We start from the raw sequence: 22,671 nt of genomic DNA on the forward strand, positions 1-22,671 counted from the left end.
CTTCAACTGTCAAAATCATGAAAAAACTATTGCAAAAACTCAATAAAGAAATCGGTGAAATTAGCCGGGATATCAAACAGAGTGAATGGGTTTATCAAGAAAATTACAAAAAAGAATATGCCAAGATCCGTCGAAAATACAAGCAGAAGGAATATGACCTGAGAATGGGACTTTACGAAGGGAAATCCGAATTGCTTATCCCCCACCATCCCAATGACAAAGGGGATTTAAGCCTTCGGTCCTCCCACTTAAATTCAATAGGAGTGAATATCAAAAAATCAAATTATCCTGTTAGTAATTTATCTCCTTCGACGAATTATCAAATCGAGTGTACCGTAATCAATCACGGAGATCTGGCTGTACCCCTCGCCAATGTGGAATTTTTCATTAGCCCAAAGTTTAAACCCCATGACTTTGAAATGGAAATCACCGGAACGGGTCGATTTTTAAGTACGACCATCCGAGGGAAAGTAATAAAAGGGTCAGTCGACCTATTGGATCATATTCGTATTCTCTGTGAGGATCATATTATCCATACTCGAATCAATGGGATTATCATTCATCCTCCCACCGGGCCTACCCAAACCAGCCATCGGGCTGAAGAAGGTGAAGAGGTCACCTTTTATGTAGGAATTACCAAAACAACTGCCAACACCTTACTAATGGAGGGCCAGCGAATTGTGGAAGCAGATCCCCAGACTCCCCTTGCTCAACGGGCTTTTCGATTTCGGATTACCGATGTGTTCAGAATAACCGGCAGAGGAACTGTGGTCACTGGAAAAGTGGAGCAGGGAACACTTCGAGCAGGGGAAAAAGTCAATGTATTCAAAGGAGACAGTGGAAGAGGAAATATTATGAATATTTCAACTTTAAAACTAGAACGATTTCGTAGATCGGTCAGTACCATTACTCCCAATATGGAGGTAGGCATTCTTTTAGGTAATTTCAGTGGAACTATTAGCAAAGGGGACATATTAGTCAAGTCCAGTAGAGAAACATTTACCGAAAAAATAGATCCCATTCCAGAGCCGGAGAAAGTCAATGAATACGAATTTTTAGGGAGAACCAGTATATCAGTCCCGGCCATGGACAGCACTATAGCCAGTTTCCCTTTCCGAACTTCAGGAGTAAAAGACCGAAATGAGTACATCTTCACCTGTAGAGTTTTTGCCACCACTCCGGTAGACATGCCCGATAATTTTGACACCCTGAATCCCAAGATGGAAAAACGGGTCGGTGCCAAGAAGCTTCCTTGGAAATTCTAAAATAAGGAATCATGAAAGGACTGAGACCATCCTAAATTTTCATAAGTCCGGCCACCATAAGAATCGGGAGTGTCGGACTTATGTTTTTCTTTGAAAAAAAGTCTTACCACAAAATAGACTATCTATGAAGTAAACAAGCCTTGAATTGAGGAAAACCTCTTTTCATTTTCTTTGAACCTGAAAACGACTTCTTTTCTTGAAAACTTCAATGATTTCAATTCATTGCAAATGAATTCAACAAGGTCCTGTAGAATCCATGAATTGTTTGCAGATAGGAAACTATTTGAAAATGATATAATTAAAGATCAGAAAAAAACCTAGACAACTAATTTTTCAAGATTAAATGGAAAATGCAGATCAGGGACTTATCTCGCCTCAAAAGGCCTGAAATTAAAAGGAAAGTCTAAACGGTTTCAACTGCCGAGTTACCTCAAGAAATTTGGTCCGAGAGATTCTGTCTTGTTTCTTTCTCCCGCCTACCGTTAAGTTCCAATCCATCAACTTTTCGATCCCGTTCATCGGTACCTTCCAAGGCCAAAATCAAATAAAACTCAGCAGTTTTCTGACAAGGTAAAGCCAAAAAAGAAGCTACATCTTTCCTTTCAGGAACCCAAAAGGATAACTGGGAAACTGAGGAACATTCCTTAGATTTTCTAAATGCTCCTTAAATTTCAATCCTTTCAAGTAGTATCGAAATCTTATTTGCAACTTTATTGCAAATAATTCTTCAAGCTCATGGTTAGATTCATTTTTTTTATGCAACTTTGTTGCGTTAGATCAGGATGAGAAAAATCTTTACCCATTCAATACTGCTCATTGTTGTTTCGGCATTAATTTCCGGAACCGGAAAAAGACCTCCAAAAGAAGATCTTTGGGCCCTATTTCAACGAGTGCCTTTCAAAGAAAAGCTAAACCGAGATTTTGGAATGTACTTTTTCTATCCTGAGTTTACCCAGGAATTGACCTCTCTTAAAGGGAAAGAGGTTTTTTTAAAAGGCTTTTACATCCCCTTGGACATGCAAGCAAGTAAGACGCTGATTTTATCCAAGTTCCCGATGGCTGAATGCTTTTTTTGTGGTGCAGCAGGTCCAGAATCCGTCGCTGTAGTATACCTCAAATCCAACCCTCCACGAATGAAGGTTGATCAGGTTGTAGAGGTCCGGGGAATTTTGGATTTAAATTCCAGCGATGTAGAAGAAATGACCTTCATCATTCGAGATGCAACAATTATTTGATTGTCTATGAAAAAATTACCAGTAACTGTACTGAGCGGTTTTTTGGGAGCCGGGAAAACAACACTACTCAATCATATCCTCAATAACAAGGAAGGATTGAAAGTAGCCGTCATCATTAATGATATGGGCGAAGTAAATGTGGATGCACAGCTTATTCAGCAAGGAAATACACTGTCCAGAACAGAGGAAAAGCTGGTAGAACTGAGTAATGGCTGCATATGTTGCACCCTCCGAGAGGATTTAATCAAGGAAGTGGGAAAGCTGGCCAGAGAAGGCCGATTTGATTATCTACTTATCGAGAGCTCAGGGATTTCTGAACCCTTACCGGTGGCACAGACTTTCACTTTTGTGGATGAAAATGGAAATTCTATTTTGGGTGATATCAGTGAGTTAGACACGCTGGTCACCGTAGTTGATGCCTATAATTTCCCGAAGGATTTTGGGAGTGCGGAAACCGTCTGGACCCGGGGTATGAACGAGGATCCAGAGGATACCCGATCGATTGTAAATCTGCTCACTGATCAAATCGAGTTTGCCAATGTGATCTTATTGAATAAATGTGACTTAGTGAGTCCCGCGCAAGCCAAAGAATTGGAAGCCATCCTTCGAAAGCTAAATCCCCGAGCCCGCGTAATCCAAACCGATAAAGGAAAAGTAGATTTGAACCACCTAGTGAATACGGGTCTTTATGACCAAGAACTCGAGTCTTCTTCAGCAGCTTGGATGGAAGAATTGGAAAAAGAACATCTACCGGAAACTGAAGCGTATGGAATTACCAGTTTTGTATTTCGGGATAAGCGCCCTTTTCACCCTGAGCGGTTTTGGAACTTCATCCAAACGAATTGGCCTGCATCTATCCTCAGAAGTAAAGGACTATTTTATTTGGGATCAAGAATGAATGAGGCAATTTCTTGGTCCCAGGCTGGCGGAAGCCTCAAAGCCGAACCTGCGGGATCATGGTGGGCCTCCATGCCTTTTCAACAGCGGATTGGCTATGCCTCATATTTAGCCAATCAGAAATGGATCGAATCCAGATGGGACAAACGATTTGGGGATCGGATGAATGAATTAGTCCTGATCGGACAATTCTCCAATCCAGAAAAAATAACCGATGACTTAGCATCCTGTCTCATGACTGAACCGGAACTGGATTTACTTAAACAAGGAGTAAAACTGGAAGATGCTTGGCCTTTTTAAAAGGAACAGGTAGTGCCATGACCATCACCTGCTAAAAATGAAAGGAAGAGTCGGAAAAAGAAAATTATTAACCAGAGGAGAAAATACAAGTGGGATATATCAATCTCAATCCATACGAAAAACCCTACCCTAAAACCTTGTTAATTGAAATGAAACGAAATTTTTATGCAATTAAAAAAAATAGGGATCTCTGGATTTTCGCTATCGGGAAACCCCAATAATCCCTACCCCAAAGCCCTATTTTTCAGGTCCAAAAACCCGACTGAGTACAAAAAAAGGAGGTTCCCTGAACCCAGAAGGCCAAACCCCGTATTTCCGACATGAATGTTATCGAACTACCTGTCTATTTAACAAATTAAAACAATGATCATCGCCTCCCTAATTCTTAATATCTTGGTATTGGTCCCGGTATGTTTGGCACTAATTGGAGACTTTAAAAAGATGAAAAAAGTGGCGGGAATAGTTACACCCGCTAGAGGAATTCTACTTGCCATGTACCTGACCATATTAATTACCTCTTTCCTCTTACTTTTCTTTCAACAACCCCTTGTGACTTTTACCTTATTTTCCTTTCAGATTGTGTACAAAATTCTAAGTCCCTTCACGGTAAAAAGTATTAAAAATCCAATTGTAATAAGCAACTTATTCATCGCGCTTTTCCACCTGTTCACTGTGGTCATCATGTTAAAATCAGGGATTTTGGAATTTTAAAATCTAGAAATCTAGATTCCATGGGTAAAAATCATTAGTCTTAAAAACTAATGTAGCCTAAAAAGGACTCTGTTTTACCCGGTCAAGGCTTTTTTAAAATTTCTGTAAGGGAAAATAGTTTTTCCTTTACAGAAATTAAAAACTTGGCCCATCCCTTCCAGCAATGAGCTATTCTACCACTCCCTTGTAATATGAATTTTTCTTTATTTTCCCCTGACTTGATTTTTTAATACCGTAAACTGCAATCAACCCCCAAATTGCGTTAATCATCACCGAAGGAAAAGAAGAATCATACCAAGTATTAATACAAAGAAGTACAGCTCCCAAAACATTGGCCAAATGATATTTTAGATCATCCGGTTTCCATTTACCTGAAATCAACAATCCGTAAGAGACCAGAAAACAAATTGCCCCGAGCCATCCAATGAAATCCATCCATACTTTCATTTCGAATCTGTTTTCCAACTATTGCCTGTATTATGCTCCCCTTTCAGTACTAGCTTTAAAAAGTTTTTTGAACTGACTTCGGTAGGAATCAAAAATTTTCCATCCGAAACTTTGACATCAGTTAGCCAATTAACCGGATCACCCATTCCGGATTTTTCAAATTCATCCGTTTCAGCGTACCCGATTTTAACGCTTTCTCCAGTAGCATAGGGTTTCCAAGTTACCCAGGTATCCTTCCCTTGCAGAGATAGCTTTACATTTGCAAAGGACAGGGGTCCGATTAAGGGAACTCCATCCATTTCCAATTGATGATTTATTGGTATCGACACCTGTAAAAATCGCAGTATCGTCGGGGCAATATCCACCATAGCAGCATCCCCACTATAAAAATGAGGGTTCAGATCCTTTAAATTTGTCACCATCCAAATCCTGCGCTCCCGCTCGGATTGCCCTCCATGACCTTTGCCGTCTTTTTGGGTTCTACCATGATCTGTAGTAATTAAAATCATCCAATCCTCGGCAAAATTACGTTCCCTATACTGGATCGCCTCCCAAATTCTGCCTACCTGCCAATCGGCATACTGGATCGCCAAATCTGTTTGTGGACTGTCCCCATAGCGATGTCCCATATCATCGGTATATTCTAAATAGACCCAAGACAAATCCGGCCCTTTTTCCCGAACGGTTTGGGCGGCCTGAAACGATACATAATTGTCAATATTGAGAATAAAGCGCCGTTCGGTATCATGGGGAAACAGCAGGGTATCCAGCTCGAACCCATCAAAGGAAAAATCTAGTTTAAGATTTCCGGTTTGTGGTAAATTTTCCCCGATCAACTTCGTCCTATTATCAAGCCAAGTGGAGAATATCGCAAGTTTGGCATCTGGTCTAGCCTCTTTCAAATGGCGGAAAACAGTCCAATAATGATAATTGGGATTACAGATACTATTCCCATAGACTTGATGCTTATTGGCCCAAGTCCCAGTCAAAAGGCTGGTATACCCTACAGCAGAAATAGTCGGAGTTTCCGAATAAGCACCTATTTCTCCGCCGGTATAGGCTCGGCAATACCCACCAATCCCAGCGATTTCATCCAAATTCGGAGTCTTCACCCGCTCCAGATTATCCGCTGAAATGCCATCCAGAATTATATACAATACTTTCCTTTCTCGTTCGATCTGCGCAAAACAAAGGTGATGGGAGACAAACAAAAAAATTCCTATTGCTATCAAATTTTTCATCTGTTTATAATTGTTTTTTAGCGGTCATATGGAATCTCGCAATTCTAATCATCCCGGTGTGTGACGGGTATGTCATGCTCGATTTCATTTTTTCTACGTGTAAATTCAAAAACCAAGCAGGACATGGTTTATGTCCTGCTTGGGTAAATTTAATTAGGGTTTTAATATCCAAGGGATCCCGTTGATATCATCATTGCCTCCAAACTGTCTATCCAATGCCTCATTTAAATTGGATAAATTTAGTTGAATTTCAGACTGGGGGTACATCCACCGTTTGGGAATCCCAGTTGGATTGATAATTTCCTCACTCAGGCTAAATTCTGGAATCCCGGTTCTTCTTTGATCGAAAAATGGCTCCCACCCTGAATTCATAAAGAAGGCAGTATGTTTTTCGGTTAGCAGCCTTTTTAAGGCATCAGATCCCCCCAATTGAACAGATTCCTGAGACAAATAAGCCTCTGTATCTTCAGCTGATATCCCATTAAACTCCATGGAGGCACGGATTCCTTTTTCATAATGCTCCGCTGCATCAGCTGAAATCCAATTCCGGATAGCAGCTTCTGCAAGAATGAATTCCAATTCGGCATAGCCCATCAAAAGTGAGGGCTGATTGACTGGATCACTATGATATCTGCTGTCTATGGGTGAGCCAACACCTTCCAATAGTAGATTGGTATTGGTTGATAAGGCGTCCGCTCCTCCCAAACCCGAATAGGCGCTTGGGTCAAAATCCTCCAAATTTCTTCCATTCGTTTCTTTATCTGCGTATACGAAAAGTCGGGGATCATTTAGGGTTTTTAAACGGTCTACAAAGGACTTTTCCATATAATAAGCCGTCCTAAGTTCATTACTGTTAAAGGTTGGATAGCGATTTCCTTCAATATCCACATAAACCAAGGCTCCATTATCCTGATTTGATTCCATAATGGGATAGGTAGTAGGATTGGCATAAATCGCCTCAAATCGATCAGCAATAGAGAGACTGGCGTTATTTTCCTTAACGGATAGACTCATCAGGACACGTAAATGAAATGAGTTGATCAACTTTTTCCATTTCAAAATATCCCCGTTGAATATGATGTCTCCCAAAATTTCTCCTGATTCGGGTCCAAGAATCAAGTTTGCTTCCTCCAGTTTTTCCAACACACTTAAATAAACACGTTCCTGAGGATCGTAAATAGGAGAAAAATTCCCCGAACTTCCCAAAACGGCTTCAGATGCAGGGATATCTCCAAACACCTGACTCAACTCAACCAAATAATAGGCTTCCAGAAAAAGAGCAAGGGCACGGTAACTTTCATTGTTTTTCCGTTCAGCTTCTTCGGCTAATTTACTAACCTGTCTGAGTTGATTGTAATCATTGAAGGAGGCTCTCTGCCAACCGTAGTATTGATTTTCACTCAAACTATTGGTATAAATTAGCTGCCGAGAAGCCAGCGCAGCACCTAAAGAAACTGAGCTAAAAGCATTCGTTTCAATCTGGGTTAAAATTAAACTGGGTTCAGCTTGTACGGGTCGGTTGGGATCCAGCTGCAAATCCTCAAAACTCTCACAAGAGAATGAGAAAGCTGCTAGCATGCCAAGAAAATATAGTTTTGTTATTCGTTTCATATGTCTTTTTTGTTTTTCAATGGTCAGATGAAATAGCCTCGAAAATTCAGTCTTCGGGGTGTCTACTAATTGCCGTAGGTATTTCCTATATTTTTCTTTCTTCTGGACAGAAATCAATTCCATGATTTAAAAACCCAGATTAATGTTGAATCCTATATTCCGGACCGAAGGAGTCTGAAGATTGTCTACTCCGGAATCCGGATCAATATTTTCCACGTTCGACCAGAGCATCAAATTTCTTCCCACCAGGGATACATTGGCGGTGTTTAAAAATGTCCGTTGGAGCAACTGCTGAGGAAGCTGATAGGATATGGAAAGCTCGCGGAGCTTGACAAAACTGGCGTCAAAGTAATGCGTTAAATCCGCATTTAAGGTGGTCTTGTTCCAGGCGATGTAGTTAATGGGCCGCTCATTTTCAGCGTAGGTTCGGGTATCAGAAAGAATATTTCCAAAATCATCGTATTCCACTTCTCCTCCCGTCACCACGACTCCGTCGGCCACAAAAGTGTTCTGGCCTTGGTTGGCATCATCCCTAAACTGGTTGACAGTTCCGGGATGTGTTCCACCCCACCACATCTTCTCTGAGGTCAGGGAATAAATGGTGCCACCGGCTCGCCCGTCAAAAGAAAAACCAAGACTGATTCCCTTATAGCTTATTCGATTTTGTATTCCGAAAATAAAATCGGGATTGGAAAAGCCCATGCTTCGCTGATAAGGATCCCGAATAGGGAATCCATTATTTCCAATAATTAACCTTCCTTCGGGAGTTCTTTGAAATTGAGAGGATGAAAAAAGCTGATCTGTTCGTTCCCCTACGGTTAAGTTGCCAAACCGGTTCGTACCGTCAAAACTTTCGGTCAGAATACGCTTATAGGTACTGAAATTCAGATTCACTTCCCAAGTGAGTTCAGGAGTTTGTACCGGTAGCGCATTGAACATCAATTCGAAACCGGATCGTTGAAATTCGGCTCCATTCTCCAACCTGGAGCTAAATCCGGAGGCAAGAGAAACCGGTACTGAAATCAAGTTATTGTAATCCCGTATTTGGAAATAGGTCAAGTCGATTCCCAGTCTTCCACCCAAAAACCGGTTATCTAACCCGATTTCATAACTATCTGAGGTTTCAGGTCGGATGGTCGGATTAACCAAAGAGCCAGGAAAAAACAAGGATGGATTTCCATTCCAATTGATTCCCGTACTGTAAGCCTGTATGTGACTGTAGGGATTGGATGAAATTCTTCCATCGGCAACTTGAGACCAACTCATCCGAACCTTGGCAAAATCCCAGAAAGAAGGTAAGGTCACAAAATCAGATACAGTAGTTGCCAAACCCACCGAAGGATAGAAAAATGAATTGTTTTCTACCGGCAGCGTGGATACCCAGTCATTCCTTCCCGTCAAGGTTAAAAATACTGCATTCATAAAATCAATATCAGCCGAAAAATAAGCCGAATTGATTTTCTCCTTTGTCAAACTGTTGGATCCGGAAAGGGGCTGTTCTGAATTGGCTACATTGTAAAAATTGGGGATAGCCAAACCGTCGGTGTTGATACTTTCAGATCTGAACCGGACAAAGCGATTGGCCGCTCCCAAGTTGGCATTGAGTCCCCAATTCTCTCCAAACCGTTTGGAATAATTCAAAATCAAATCGGTATTCATGTTGATTTGAGCAGAATTATAAATGTAAAAATTACCTCGGGATACTCGTCCGTATTTCACATAGCTTTTCGGCTCCTTGTCAGTACGGTCCAATGCATAATTATTTAGACCCGTTCGTGCCGTCAACGTGAGTTCAGGGCTGATTTGATAGTCAAATTTCACCTGCCCAAAGGTATTATCCTTGTAATACCCCCTTAAGTATTCATAAGCTTGGAAATAGGGATTGTTGTAATAGGTGTTATTGAAATGTTTTTGCTGAAATCCCTCCTGACCTTCAACCCAATAATTCCTCAAGTCCCTAACATCTACATCAACTCCAGTCCAGAGCACCAAGTTGTACAGATAGTTTTCCGGTCCATAAGGAGTTTCAGGAAAATTATCCGTGTATTGTCTGTTGTAGGTAATGGAAGCATCTGTTCGGAGCTTATCTGAGATTTTATATCCTCCTGAAACCGAAAAAGAGGTGTTATTGAGTTCGGTATTGGGCACCAATCCTTTCTGGTATACATGTGATCCGGAGATTCTAAAACTTCCGTTTTCATTGCCATTGGTAATGTTGATATTATTGGTAGATATCAATCCCCGTTGAAAAAAATTACGGATGTTATTTTCCCCTCTAGAAATCAACGGAAGTGGGATCAACTCACCGGTATTGGGATCACGTGGACTGTTATACTGGGGGACTTCCACAAAACCACTGGGCGTACTCGGGTCGGCTTGATTCAACCTAGGCCCCCAGATCCATCCAAAGCCCTCAGTTCCACGACCCGAACCGTCAATGTAGGCATACTGTCCGTTGTCTCCATTACCATAGGTGGTTTGCACCTCAGGAATCACCAAATAACCCGGCTGGAAAAGTGTACTGGAATTGATTTCTACTTGAGTGCCCTGACCTCCTCTTTTAGTGGTAATCATCAGCGCACCATTTCTACCTATTGCTCCATAAAGAGCCGAAGCAGTCGCTCCTTTGAGTACGTTAATTGATTCTACATCATCGGCATTTATTTTCCAATAATCATTATCCGTACTCGGAATCCCGTCAATTACGATCAGTGGTCTTGCGCCCCGTAACGAAATTTGAGGATCTTGAAACAATGCGGTGGTATTGTTCACTTGTAAACCTGCAATCTGACCAGTTAACGAATTAATCAGGTTGGGTTCTCTTGCTTTTTTAAAGCGTTCACCATCTACTTCCTGAACAGCATAGCCTAAAGACTTGACGTTTTTTTCCACGCCCAATGCGGTAACCACGACCCCCTCCAGGTCAGTGACGGCAGGAAAAAGTTGAACATCCAAAATTCGATCCTCCGTGACAGTAACTTCCTGCGTTAGGTATCCGATATAGGAAAAAACCAAAGTTGCTCCTGCATTCACCTCCAACGTAAACTTTCCGTCAAGGTCTGTCACCGTACCTGATAAAGTTCCTTTCTCCAAAATACTCACACCTGGAATCGGGGCAGAGTTCTCATCAACAACCACCCCAACCAACTGACTTTGCGCCCAAGCAGACCAGGGAGCCAACCCTGCTAAAAAGAAGATCATCAGCATCTTCAACCTAAAACGGTATACCTTTTCCATGTCGTAGAAATTTTGATTAATTAATTCTCAAAATTCCTTTCCAAGTATGACTTTATCACTTATTTTGAGTTAACCTTCCATGAACTTAACAAGCGATTCATTATTTTAATGTTAATTCAATTTATTGAACACTCATTCAATCAATAATGAATTAATTTTCTGCAAAAAATTAAAACATGCCCCTTACCAGTATCACAGAAATCAGAAAACAGGAAATTCTAAAAGCCTTCTATCAAATTGCAATCAGTGAAGGCGTAGAAAATAGCTCCATGGCTAAAATCGCCAAAGTTTTGGAGGTACAGCCCAGCCTGATCGTTCATTATTTTAAAACCAAAGAAGATCTTGTTTCTGCATTGATTGATTATTGCCTGGAAAGATATTTTCAAATCTTCGAAGAGGAATTTTCCAGACCAGGTACTCCCTCACTTAAAATTAAAAACCTGATCGAACGCCTCTTTTCCAAAGAATGGAATGACCTCTTTGATGACGGAGTATTCTACAGCTGTTATTCTCTAATTTTTAGGTCTGACGACATCAAATCCAAGTTCAAAATTCTCCATGAAGGCCTCAGGAAAAAACTCTCCTTAATTATAGAAAGCTACTTGGAATTTAAGGGTGAGGACAAAAGCCAAGCCGAACAGCTCTCCCATCAAGTATTTACTCTGGTCGATGGCAGTTACTATTTTATCAATATGCTCTCTACCAAAAAAGAACAGGCCTTACACCTGGAATCTGCCAAAAAACTAGCCCAGACTTTGTTGAAAATCAGGTAACCTTCTCCAGCACCTGTACTCTTTCCTTTGAAATAGGCGATAGCCCCCCCCCTGAATGGCAAAAAATTAGAATTATTCCTAAACGGTCTTACGATCGCTTGGTCCGCCCACTCAATCCCGTTGAATGTTCTCACCAGACTCAAAATGAATTCCATGAAATCTCCAACAGGTCTTTTAACAAGACCAGTTCCTAATCCTTCCCTCAGACATACACCACTTTCTAATTTTTTAATCCTTTAGAAATCAACCAACCAGCCAATAGCAATTCAAAAATTCCCGTGGGCAGGTTCATCAAAAGGTAAGAAAAAGAAATCACCTCCATCTTTTGAAAAAGTATAAATCCACTGGCCAAACAGGATAAGGCAGTACCAAACAAACCCATCCAAATCAAGGATTTTGGGATAAATTTTCCCTGAAAGAGTACTGCATAGAGCATCAAATTACCTAAGCTCAAAGCTAAAACCATCCAACCATGATTGATTAGGTCCCTGTTACGTTTCAACATCTCCCCTAGGGATAACCAAACCGGATCATCAGGTCTACCCAAATCCACATAGTGCTGAGACCAAATCAAAATACAGTTTAAAAGAGCAATACCCAGAAAACTTAATCCAATGGAAACAAACCGAAATCCAAGGGCCCCCAAAGCTAAATGGGGATTAACCGCCTTAAGCATAGGATAAAACAAAATAACTATACCGGCATAGCAACAGCCCATCAAAAACTGAAAAATCCCTGCCCAAACAGTCTGTGTTGCTTCCTCCGCAGTTAAATGCATAAAATCTGGGGAATCAACTGCCGGGGCAACACTTAGTACCCCTGTCAAAAATGAAGCTAAAATTAGGAGCCCAATGATGTTAGAATTGCTTCGTATAGTTTTCATCGAATGAAAAAAGGAGTGATTGAACCATTCATTTTGATTTTGAACGAAACTCTCGTTCTGCCATTGATAAAATTCAATGATCATGAATCAAAAGTAACTGGTCAAAAAAACGAATACTTGTAAAAAATAGTCAACGTACAATTCATCATCCTACACGGCTTTTTACTTCCTGCAAAGTTTAGGAATTAAACTAAGCAGTGGGATCAATTCGATTATAGATCACCGGCATTTGACCCTTCCATTTTTCCCATAGCGATTGATTTTGGATCAGGGAAGCCATAAAGTGGGCTACGTTTACTCGACTTGTTTTTCCTGGATTAAAAATGGCACTTCTCGTCGGGGAACGATGAGTCGTGTAGTTAGAAACACTGTTTTCATCCATCAAAGTATCGGGCCTGACGATTGCCCATTGAATAAAAGGGTGGACTTGGCCAATTTCCAAGCGCAAAAAATCGGAAGCTGCTTCATTATCGCGATGCGGTGGCAGAAGAATTCTGATCATGGCAACTACTACCCGTTGCGCTAGTGAAAGTGATTCTCTTAAATCTCTGTTGCTGTTTCCAGCTGTGTTCATTACCAAAATCTTGAGTGATCTGGGTGAAGAATTTTTTATTCGTGCTGCGCAGACTAATCGAAGGGCATCGGTAACCAGTTTTCTTGGTTTCCCATAAATTCCCCTTAGGCTGGGATGATGCCCCAGACAAGAGGCAACGACATTACAATCCTCCAAGTGAACAGCCAATTCGTCTGCAGACATTTCATGAATAAAAGCTTGAATTAAGGTCAGGTTTTCATAGTTGGTCCAATTCTCGGGAATTCGCGCCAATGGTCGAACAATCACTTTCAAATGTTGCCCCTGTCCAATTAATTGTTCTACTAGCAATTTTCCCGTGGATCCGCTTGCTCCTAAAACCAATGTCTTCATAGGTCTATAATTAAATTTTAAAGGTCAAATGGAATCGGACAGGGTTGACAGTCATCCCCATGTGATTTTTTAGCCGTGTCGATTTCATTGTATAATTATTATAAAAATTAGTACTTCTTCTCAGAATCAGGACTTGTCTAAATTTCAGGAAAAAAGAGTCTGCAGGTTGATCAAATGGCCCTGTTTACTCTTTTTGTTCCTCCTTAAACCTAAGGCCTGATGGTGGAATTCATTTATGGCTTTGAATTTGACTAATATGTTCACTTATACGCTGTATTTCAGTTAAATCTGGCTCTTTTTTCATCCAACCCACCCGCTCCTCTTGGGAATCCATCCAGCGATAAAGCCAACTTACCCCCCATTTCTGAAAATAGTTATCCTCCTGGTCATAAACTGGATCTTTAAGGGAATCTTCAAAGGGCACTATGCTGTACCCCTCTTGGCTTAACTCGGAAACGATATCATCTAAGAAGGCTGCATTGATGACATTGTCATGGCAGAGGTAAATATGGCTGATCGGTCTATGGTAAATTTCTGCAGCCATTTCTTCAAAAAACCTAACTAATTCCAAGGTTTTAGTCACATAGGATTCCCCGATCTTCCTTGCCTTTTCTTCCTCCCCATTCTCCAAGTAGTAGCGGTAAACCGAATCAAACATCCAATCCGAACTTTCAATGGTAAAAGGAGCAATTCGATCTCCGACAAATTTTAAAAAGGACCGGATTTGTGCCTGTTGCACCGAGTCTTTTCCCAGATCATTGAAAGGAAAACGGAACGAATCCATTGATTTGTCGTGCAGCATGGCAATCGAATCGGATAATTTCAATCCCTTGTTGATGTCTTGAACAAAATCATCAAACCCCACCTCAGAATATCGCAAATGGGAATACCCGTGGTTTCCAGGAGTAGAATTTTCATGGGCTATCCATCGGGCCAAGAGGTTCTTATTCTTGTCTAAAAAATCAGTCTGAAAGACCTTTTTTTCATTGATAAAAATCGTAAATGGGATATCCAAGGAATCCAATCGATCCAACAAGACCGAGCGAAAACCATCTTGCTGAAACTTTTCCGTATTGGGAATATCATCAATTGTAATGGAAATGGACTTTTGCTGTCCATAGGTTTTGAGTCCCAGGAAAACACAAAAGCTCAACCATACTATTTTCTTCATAACTGATTAATTTAATCTTTAAACCGTTCATTGAATTTGATACCCATGACCTGGATATCCTGATTTTTGGAGAAGAAAAAATAGATTCCATCTCTTAAATTCCCAGTCTCACACCAATTACTACAGGTTTCCCCAAGGTATTGGACTTCTTTCAAAACACTGGAGGCCTTAACAAGTAGGTTATCCAATCTTTTGTAAGTGATATGAATTGAATCACCAAGAAAAAAAGGCAAACGCCAGTTCTCTAGATTCCTCAAAGTCATTTTTGATCTTCAAGAATTCTCTCTCTAAACCAATTCCCTCTATTATTTTAATGATACGCATTTTGGTTTTTAGTAGCTCGCCTTTTTCTACTTTACATTAGATCCTACAGTATACCCTAATAACTCCACAACATTAAACCAACCAAGCCCCAGTACAGTAAATAAGTCGAAATCAGTAAACAGGATAAACTACTTAAAACTACTTGAAATTGCATCAATTTCGAGACTTGCTTACGGCGGAAAAATGAATGGATCATAAGATAAATGGAGGTAAGCGATAAAGCAAAAAACAGCCAGGAACCGATATAGTAAATAATTGCACCTGCACTAAATAACTCTTCCGGATTATAAAAAAAACCAAGTCCAACGATGGAAATGACAAAACTCAGCATCGCTAAAAAAGGGAACAGATAAACCTTTTGAATTTCCTTTTTGAGAAATAACTTTCGAAGTAGCGAAATGCCAATTATGAAAAAAGTGATGATAAAAACAACAAGGCAGGTTAAGGCAAGGTAAAACTGAAAATAGGCTCCCACCACCGGAATTTTATAATAGCTTGTTTCTCCGAGCCAAAGAACTCTTCCTTCTTCATTCAAAAATTGAGTCGAAGGGACCGGGTCCCCTAACCTCCCAAATTGGCCATTTCCAAAGGCCACCCAATCCCTTGAGCCTCCCACCATACTGGCTTGGGATAGCTGAGTTCCTTTTTGTGCTAAAACCTGGATATCAATTAATCTCATGAAGGGATAAAACAACTCCACGTTGAAGGTTGTCGGTTGATAGGCTCCTTCCCATTGTTTAAGTTCTGAATCTAGCTCAGGTTGGTCCATCCCCACTTCTTGTGTATACGGATCGAGCATCACATTTTTGATTTCCTTGATTGCCTTAGCTCCAGCTCTATCATTGATTAAAATAACATAGCCTATGTTCTGCTTTCTGGAATACCCAAATTCGGAAAGAAAGCCTCCATAACTTCCATTATGACCATAAAAAACCGTATTCCCAATGATCTCCTGCATCAAGCCTTTTCCATACCCAAATTTAACCCCACTTCTGGCCAGAAGGGAGGTTTCCGGAGTTTCCATAAGTTGAATGGATTGGGGTGAAAGCACTTTTCTTCCTTTATAGGTCCCGCTAGTAAGAAATAGCTGGGTAAGATTTTGCAGGCCAGTTAAATTGGTAGTCAAACTTCCCGCAGGCCATTGGGGCAAGCTTGGAAAAGGCACTTCCTCAGAGGAGGAATAACCTTTAGACCAATCGGGGTTTTCTTGAGGATGATACGATGCATCTTCCATCTCAAGCGGATCCAGAATATTTCGTTTCATGAAGCTTTCAAACGAATCTCCTACACGTTCCTCCAGAACCGCTGCTGCCACCAGATAGTTGAGGGTATTGTAGCTAAAATAATCACCTGGTTTCCAGCGAGTGGTTAAAGCACTTTGACTCTGCTTCAAAACTAATTGAAAAGGTGTCTGAGCATCTGTACGAGCAAAAATATCAAAATGGGCTTCATCAAATCCAGAGGTATGCTCAAGGAGATGAGATAAGGTAATTGGGCTCTTTGGATAATAATTGGTGTAAAAATTTCCAACTGAGCTCTCTTTTAATGGGTTTTGAATAGTTAAGCTTCCGCTTTCCTGTGCCTTTACTACCCCTAATGCTAAAAATGTCTTTGAAATCGAGCCTATCGTAAATTTGGTGTCAGGATTCACTGCTCTTTGTCTTTCAAGATCCGAGAGTCCAAAATACCCCGAATAAAGTACTGTATCTTTATTTACTAAAGTGATGGCTGCCCCTGGTATCTGGTATTTTTCCAGGATTGCATCGATGGTCTGGTCCAAATTTTTGGTTTGAGTCAAACCAAAATTTGGGATTAAAACCATTAAACTCAAACAAAGAAATAGTAATCCAATTTTTTTCATTACCACCTATTTAAACTAAAATACCATTAGATTAAGCCAATCCAATGGCAGGAAATATATATTCATTCAAAATTGAAAATGGCCGTTCCTCCATTTCCGGAAACAGGTTGTAATTCCCTCCGGTAAACGTAACTGTCACATCTAATTCAGGTAGTATACTGAGAAACTGCCCTCCATTTCCCCAAGCCTCAATGGTCCTTAGCTGTTTACCATCAATTTCTCTATCCAGTAACCTCCATAGATATCCGTAATCTGAGTTTTTTGGCCAATTCCCTTTACTATGGGCCATCGTGGAAACTTCTATCCAGTCTTCCTCTATCAGTTGCTTGCCCTTCCATTTCTCCTTATCCAATATCAACCAACCAAACTTGATCAAATCAACAGGACGTAAGTAAAATGATCCGGCTAAATATCCTCGACCTTTCGGAGAAGTAAGCATTAGAAATTCTTTAATTTTCATAGGTAAAAGGAGTTCTTGATATGGAAAAAGTGGCAGATAACTGGTAACTGATTTTTCAATAACCCCTGTCAATAGGTTACTTCCTTCCGAGGAGTACTCGAATACCTTTCCCGGAGCATGCTTCATGGGCAGGTTTAGTTTATATCCCACCCAATCCTCATATTCCCACTGCATCTTATCCTCATCCTCTAATTGAATCCCTGTACTCCTGGTCAGGGAATGAGGAATGCTAATCTTCTTCTTTAATTCATCAGTGATATTGTATTCCGGGTAAAAATCCAACATAGTATCTTTTACACTTAACTCCTTGTTTTTCATCATTGCTCTACCCAAAGCAAGCGATCCAATTGATTTAAAGGCAGATCTCAAATCATGAAGATAATTACGGTCATATCCGTGGAAATACTCCTCAAAAACCAGTTTTCTATTTTTTGTACTAATGAGGCTATGAATAGGACCGAATTTACGGCTATTCATTTTTTGCATGAATCCCAACATGGACCGATCTATGCCCACCTCATCTAAAGAGGCCACTTCCCTACCCAACCCTTTCGGGTCAGGAACCTGATAGTGATATTTACCAGTAGTTGTTCTGGGTAAATAACCTTCCAGTTCGGAATTGGGAAGCTTTGTTAAGGCTATTTCCCGTTTCCCTCCTGAATTTCCATAGGACAGCTGGATAGTTTGATCATCTTGGTTGTGAAGTGCAGAAATTGAAAACCGGTCATTGGTAATTTTAAAGTCTATTCGATTTCCGTCGATCAAAACCTGATCAATGGTGAAATGAAGGGCCCGGTTTTCCGTATTACTTTGAATAATTGCAACAATTACTCCGGTGGAATCTCGAAAAAATTCCAAATAGACGCGGTAATCTGTATCTATAATCTCAGGTTTACTGATTTTACTCACCCAAGCATGATCTCTTTTTTCAAATGATAGGCTTTGTACCCAAAGATCATGGGTTAGAATCCCATTTAGCGAAGAACTATCTTCAGCTAAAAAAGCGTCAAAACGAAGTTCTGGTAAATTCTTACCGTGTAGCTGATCATCTTTGGATTCAATAGAATACGAAGACCTCTTACCGCCTTTAAAAAAATTCAAGGTATGAGGGTTCGTTTTCGGTAAAATAGAAAGGGAATCAAACTTTGAGTCAGTCTGAAAAAGAATTCCTGACCATACCCCGACTAATTCCTCCTCCTGTATTTTTTCCCTTTGAGTAGTGCAACCTGAAAACAGCAGGCTTAAACCTGATAACGAAGTTATTATGATGAAAGATTTCATTAGCATGGATTAAAACGAATGGACAAAGAACCAGGATTCCATGAGCATCATCTCCCACTCCCCTTAGGATAGGAAATAAATTCCTTGGCTGGAAGATCTCTAACATACCTGACACTAAACCCACATCCCTTATTCCCATATTCCCGACCGATTTTTGAATTCGTTGCCCCAACCAGTCTTTCGAAAGCCCGTTCTTCATCAAAGGAATCTGCTGCCCAAAAATTAGCATGTTCACCTTGAAATCTGAAGTCCCCAAAATCTGTCCTCCAACCTCCAAATTTTATATCAAACCCTGAGTTACCCTTTATTTTCATAGCCCTAGCAGCTTCTTCATTCCCCCTCCAGCCCATCTTTTCTGCCATCTCGGCGGGCATACCCATTGCTATTTCCAATTGAATCCAATCGGCATCTGTGGGTAATCGCCATCCTATTGGAGCTAAGTCATTTGCTTTTTCCCAAGAGTAAAGAGCCCCATATTCTCGGTATGAGGCAGTCTTTTTAGCATCTTCGATTGAGTTACCCTTATAGCCATAGACCGAGATTGACAGAGTATCTACTTCAGGTAAATAGGCAAAGTTCTCAGCGAGCCAAACCTGAGTTCCGATAGTGATGGTTTTGTATATTTTCCCATCCCGAGGGTCTGTAAAGGTGCCTGTCTTGAACTGGGGAATGGAATTGATTTGTTGGGCATCAATCTTAAAAGGGTATACTAATCCCCAAATAATAGCGCATATAAGTCCAAAAAAATTGAAGCATTGCAAAGGTAAAAGGGATGTTTTCATGGTTTGGTCAGGCTAAAGTAATCATTCGATCTCCCCAGAAATGGATTCATCTCGGTGATTTCCTATTCGTTGGATTGACAGGTTAATTTTCTCCAAATCAATTCTAAGGGTTGAAATAGGCGAAAGATTCTATGTTGATAAAGAGAATCCCCAGAACGGCTAAACCTCGAAGGAAATCCAGACTGGAAATACGATACTGTAGAGAAGTAGATTGAAGTTTCAACAGAAAATTAATTTAAAATTGAGGTCCAAGAATCTCTGAAAGCCCGGTTAAAAAAGGAATCATCTTATCGCAGTTTGTAAAAACGACCAACCCGTAATTCCTTTCAGGAATAAACATCACATACGCTTGAAAATCGTGATTGTTTCCCGTATGCATATGCACCGTATACTCCTCAGTTACTTTCTGAGCAAACCCTAAGCCCCAACCGGTTTGACCGATTTCTTGCTTCAATGAATTATCCTCCTTAAAATGGGTTTGCTCCTTGAGCATTTCTTCAAAAGAAGAAGGTTTTAATCCTTCCTGCTTAAGCATGGCTAAAACAAAATTGGAATACTCTCCCGCTTCACTGTGAAGGCTGGAAAAAGCATTGAAAGTCTCTCCGCTCCAACGACCGGGTTGCGGTTTATTTGCGGTGGGTTTTCCCTCCGAATCATGCCCATAAACTTTATGTTCCTGCAAATACTCATCCCATACAAAGGTGGAATGGGGCATCTTTAGGGGTAAGGACACCGTACTTCGAAATAGTTCATTCAAGCCTTTCTTCCAGCCCAACCCATGCTGCATTCCCACAATTGCTGCCAGGTATTGGTAGGCTTCTCCAGAATAGGAAAAATCAGTTCCCGGGGTAAAAGCCAAGTTCATGGGCTCGCCATTGGAATGATTGGGCATCCCCGTCTGATGGGCCAAAACCATTCGTGCCGTGATCAATTTTGCCTCCTCTTGTGATGCCGAATCAAAGCCGGGATGTGGCAAATACTTCATCAGCGGTTTGTCCAATTCAATCTTTCCCTGCTCGACCAGTTTCATGACGAAAAATGCGAATATAGGCTTGGAAAGAGAGGCGGCTTCAAAAATATGCCGCCTGTTAACCGCTTCCTGAGTCTTGGTGTTAACTACTCCGAAAACTTCATGATACACTTTTTCATTGTTATTGATTATGGCAATGGAAATCCCAGGCATTCCTATCTCCTTCCTTAATTCTTCAATTTTTTCATCTAACTCGGAAAAAGAAATCCGCTTTCCTGAAGGACCTTCTACCTTTTTAATCTGTCCTTGCACCTCCCAGCTGCAAAGAATCAAGAAAACAAGGAAGAAGCATTTTACAAGTATTTTAGCAGGCCTGAAGTCCATTTCAATTGATTTAAGTGAATAACTATGCAAAGCGAAGGTATTGGCCTGAGATCGGTTAAACTTGTAAAAAATGGACATTTCCTTAATCCTCGCTTAATTTCCAAAACTCCCGTGGACTCAGGCCAGTGAAGGATTTAAACTCACGGATAAAATGGGCTTGATCATGATACCCCAATTCGTGTGCAGCTTCAGTTTGTGAATTCCAGCTCTTACCGGATTTGACTACCGATTCAAATCGAACAATTCTAGAAAACACTTTTGGATTGAAGCCAGTAAAACACTTAAACCTACGTTCAAACTGCTTTTGAGAAAGACAGCATGCACTAGCCAATTCAGGGATTCGATTTTGACCTTGATTGATTTTGATTAATTGGGTGGCATAAGCCATCGGATTATCCTCCTCATGTCTGCTTTTCAATCGGCTAAGGAAAAACCGGTTCAAAAGGTTGATTTGGTCAGTTGTATTTGCAGCCTCCTCAATCTGCTCAGTCAAATGTTCTGCCTCAACACCTAATAAATCGTTTAACGAAATAAATTCACGACTTAATTCCCCGGCAGGTACTTCAAAAAGCGTGGGAATAGCGTTGGAAAACAAGGAGGCTCCTATCAAATGATAAAAACCAGGTACCTCAATCTGATTGGCCCGTTCGGTATGCCCCTGCACTGCTGAGAAAAGTAATCCGGAATTGGGTTTTGGATCAGCAAAGGCAAAGGTGATATCAGTTAAGGTGTTGGCTACCGTATAATAGGTCGACTTAGGAGCAGTTAATTCCCGATCCCAAGTAGCCACCCAGTAATGACTGACCAATCCCCTGAGTGCTTCCCAGGGAAGAATCTTTTGATAGTTCATAGACAAGAAAATTAGAGCATTATCCTTTCTTCACCTCAGTATTGCCAAAAACCAGACCAGCGAAAATTAGGTGTTGAGAACCATCCATTGCCTCTCCTAAAAAGCACAAGATTTAAACAAAATATTTTTTGTTGCATTTTTTTATCCACATCAAAAAAATCGAGAACCCTATCCCATCAAATCAGTACTCAGGGATTCAGAACCCTCATTTGGTACCCAAACGACATTTGGAAAGATCATTTAATTCCAATTAAGGATTGATTCTTACCATACCCTCAACCTCCAATAAAGCTTAAAATCAAACGTCAAAAAATGGTTACACGTCCACAAACCTAAGCGTTAAACCCTGCACGCATTCGGTCAGAGGTGTTCGATATTCAACAGCGGAACCACCCACTAGGTTGAACGAAAATCGAACTACAACAAAACCAAATCTATAAACTGGTGGTTGATGATTCCCAGCACCGTAATGGATAAAATTTGGGCATTGAAGGCAAAGTTCAACAGCCCCTCCCTCCTTTCTTTTCAAGATAGAAAAATGGATTTGACAGGTAACCAGGAAAAACAATAATGGATTATTTTCTTTTTGGCCTGCTAACCTTTTGGTTGAAATAGCTTAATGATGTAAATCGAATGTTAATTAGGCAATTACTTAGAAAAGTGCCAACGTCCTTTTAACCCTTCTTTTGATTAACCTCAACTACCAAATCGGCAAAATATCCCGCTTGTCTCTATCATCCTTAGGGAAGAGACTAAACACTGCTGTAAATTCATGGATCCTTCCGGGCAGCTGATACGATCGGGCCACCGGAAACTCAAACACGTAGCCCAGTCTCAGCCTATCGGTCAACAAGCCAAACTGCAGGTTGCTCGCATAGTCCACCCGGTGGCCTCCCCCGATCCACACCCGGTCCATCAACAAGACTTTCAGGTTCAGGTCCAGCTGGTCGGGCAGGTTCTTCTGGCTCCGGTAAAAGGCATTGGTGATCACCGCCAGATTCGGACTCAGCCGCTCCCGGAAGCCCGCCTGGATCATCTTGCTCGCCGGATAGCCGTCCATGAA

At 40.9% G+C, this 22,671-nt stretch carries 18 protein-coding genes; 5 read left to right on the forward strand and 13 right to left on the reverse strand.

The genetic code is table 11. From position 1 onward, the window contains the following. The first annotated feature begins 17 nt into the window (after positions 1-17). From Q0L00_RS19725 to Q0L00_RS14320, 4 genes are all read left to right on the forward strand, one after another. On the forward strand, positions 18-1,265 hold the full coding sequence (locus Q0L00_RS19725) for a hypothetical protein (protein ID WP_363318552.1): 1,248 nt from the start codon (positions 18-20) through the stop codon (positions 1,263-1,265). Positions 1,266-2,047: 782 nt separating this feature from the next. Next, positions 2,048-2,500 carry a hypothetical protein gene (locus tag Q0L00_RS14310; RefSeq protein WP_297337568.1) on the forward strand — a complete coding sequence of 151 codons (453 nt, stop codon included), beginning with the start codon at positions 2,048-2,050 and terminating at the stop codon, positions 2,498-2,500. A gap of 6 nt (positions 2,501-2,506) precedes the next feature. Then, a complete protein-coding gene (locus Q0L00_RS14315; RefSeq protein ID WP_297337569.1) occupies positions 2,507-3,697 on the forward strand; it encodes a GTP-binding protein in 1,191 nt (396 codons plus the stop codon). A 363-nt stretch (positions 3,698-4,060) separates the two neighbouring features. Further along, positions 4,061-4,408, forward strand: a complete 348-nt coding sequence (locus Q0L00_RS14320) for a hypothetical protein (RefSeq protein WP_297337570.1) — start codon at positions 4,061-4,063, stop codon at positions 4,406-4,408. 168 nt (positions 4,409-4,576) lie between these two features. On the opposite strand, the gene Q0L00_RS14325 is transcribed toward Q0L00_RS14320, so the two are convergent. From Q0L00_RS14325 to Q0L00_RS14340, 4 genes are all read right to left on the reverse strand, one after another. Further along, positions 4,577-4,855, reverse strand: coding sequence for a hypothetical protein (locus Q0L00_RS14325; protein ID WP_297337571.1), 279 nt, complete (start codon positions 4,853-4,855; stop codon positions 4,577-4,579). After that, on the reverse strand, positions 4,852-6,096 hold the full coding sequence (locus Q0L00_RS14330) for an alkaline phosphatase family protein (RefSeq protein WP_297337572.1): 1,245 nt from the start codon (positions 6,094-6,096) through the stop codon (positions 4,852-4,854). Before Q0L00_RS14330 ends, Q0L00_RS14325 begins: the two co-directional genes overlap by 4 nt. A gap of 153 nt (positions 6,097-6,249) precedes the next feature. Next, positions 6,250-7,707 carry a SusD/RagB family nutrient-binding outer membrane lipoprotein gene (locus tag Q0L00_RS14335; RefSeq protein ID WP_297337573.1) on the reverse strand — a complete coding sequence of 486 codons (1,458 nt, stop codon included), beginning with the start codon at positions 7,705-7,707 and terminating at the stop codon, positions 6,250-6,252. Positions 7,708-7,833: 126 nt separating this feature from the next. After that, positions 7,834-10,944: a SusC/RagA family TonB-linked outer membrane protein gene (locus Q0L00_RS14340; protein ID WP_297337574.1), complete on the reverse strand. Its 3,111-nt coding sequence runs from the start codon at positions 10,942-10,944 to the stop codon at positions 7,834-7,836. Positions 10,945-11,120: 176 nt separating this feature from the next. Between Q0L00_RS14340 and Q0L00_RS14345 the strand changes: the two genes are divergently transcribed. Further along, entirely contained in the window at positions 11,121-11,717 is a 597-nt protein-coding gene (locus tag Q0L00_RS14345) for a TetR family transcriptional regulator (protein ID WP_297337575.1), read from the forward strand. Positions 11,718-11,937: 220 nt separating this feature from the next. On the opposite strand, the gene Q0L00_RS14350 is transcribed toward Q0L00_RS14345, so the two are convergent. The 9 genes from Q0L00_RS14350 to Q0L00_RS14390 all read right to left on the reverse strand — a co-directional run. Next, positions 11,938-12,600 carry a DUF4386 domain-containing protein gene (locus tag Q0L00_RS14350; protein ID WP_297337576.1) on the reverse strand — a complete coding sequence of 221 codons (663 nt, stop codon included), beginning with the start codon at positions 12,598-12,600 and terminating at the stop codon, positions 11,938-11,940. Positions 12,601-12,790: 190 nt separating this feature from the next. Further along, positions 12,791-13,525, reverse strand: a complete 735-nt coding sequence (locus Q0L00_RS14355) for an NAD(P)-binding oxidoreductase (protein ID WP_297337577.1) — start codon at positions 13,523-13,525, stop codon at positions 12,791-12,793. A gap of 229 nt (positions 13,526-13,754) precedes the next feature. After that, entirely contained in the window at positions 13,755-14,696 is a 942-nt protein-coding gene (locus tag Q0L00_RS14360) for a polysaccharide deacetylase family protein (protein ID WP_297337578.1), read from the reverse strand. Between the two features lie 379 nt (positions 14,697-15,075). Continuing rightward, complete coding sequence (locus Q0L00_RS14365) at positions 15,076-16,881, reverse strand: serine hydrolase domain-containing protein (protein WP_297337579.1); 1,806 nt, start codon at positions 16,879-16,881, stop codon at positions 15,076-15,078. A 31-nt stretch (positions 16,882-16,912) separates the two neighbouring features. After that, positions 16,913-18,442 carry a serine hydrolase domain-containing protein gene (locus Q0L00_RS14370; RefSeq protein ID WP_297337580.1) on the reverse strand — a complete coding sequence of 510 codons (1,530 nt, stop codon included), beginning with the start codon at positions 18,440-18,442 and terminating at the stop codon, positions 16,913-16,915. 227 nt (positions 18,443-18,669) lie between these two features. Then, on the reverse strand, positions 18,670-19,404 hold the full coding sequence (locus Q0L00_RS14375) for a fibrobacter succinogenes major paralogous domain-containing protein (protein ID WP_297337581.1): 735 nt from the start codon (positions 19,402-19,404) through the stop codon (positions 18,670-18,672). Positions 19,405-19,639: 235 nt separating this feature from the next. Further along, on the reverse strand, positions 19,640-20,836 hold the full coding sequence (locus Q0L00_RS14380; RefSeq protein ID WP_297337582.1) for a serine hydrolase domain-containing protein: 1,197 nt from the start codon (positions 20,834-20,836) through the stop codon (positions 19,640-19,642). A 4-nt stretch (positions 20,837-20,840) separates the two neighbouring features. Then, entirely contained in the window at positions 20,841-21,608 is a 768-nt protein-coding gene (locus Q0L00_RS14385; protein ID WP_297337583.1) for a helix-turn-helix domain-containing protein, read from the reverse strand. Positions 21,609-22,308: 700 nt separating this feature from the next. Continuing rightward, a partial coding sequence (locus Q0L00_RS14390) for a type IX secretion system membrane protein PorP/SprF (RefSeq protein WP_297337584.1) occupies positions 22,309-22,671 on the reverse strand: 363 nt, incomplete at its 5' end.

This window comes from Algoriphagus sp. (genome assembly GCF_024305035.1).
Taxonomy (GTDB): Bacteria; Bacteroidota; Bacteroidia; order Cytophagales; family Cyclobacteriaceae; genus Algoriphagus.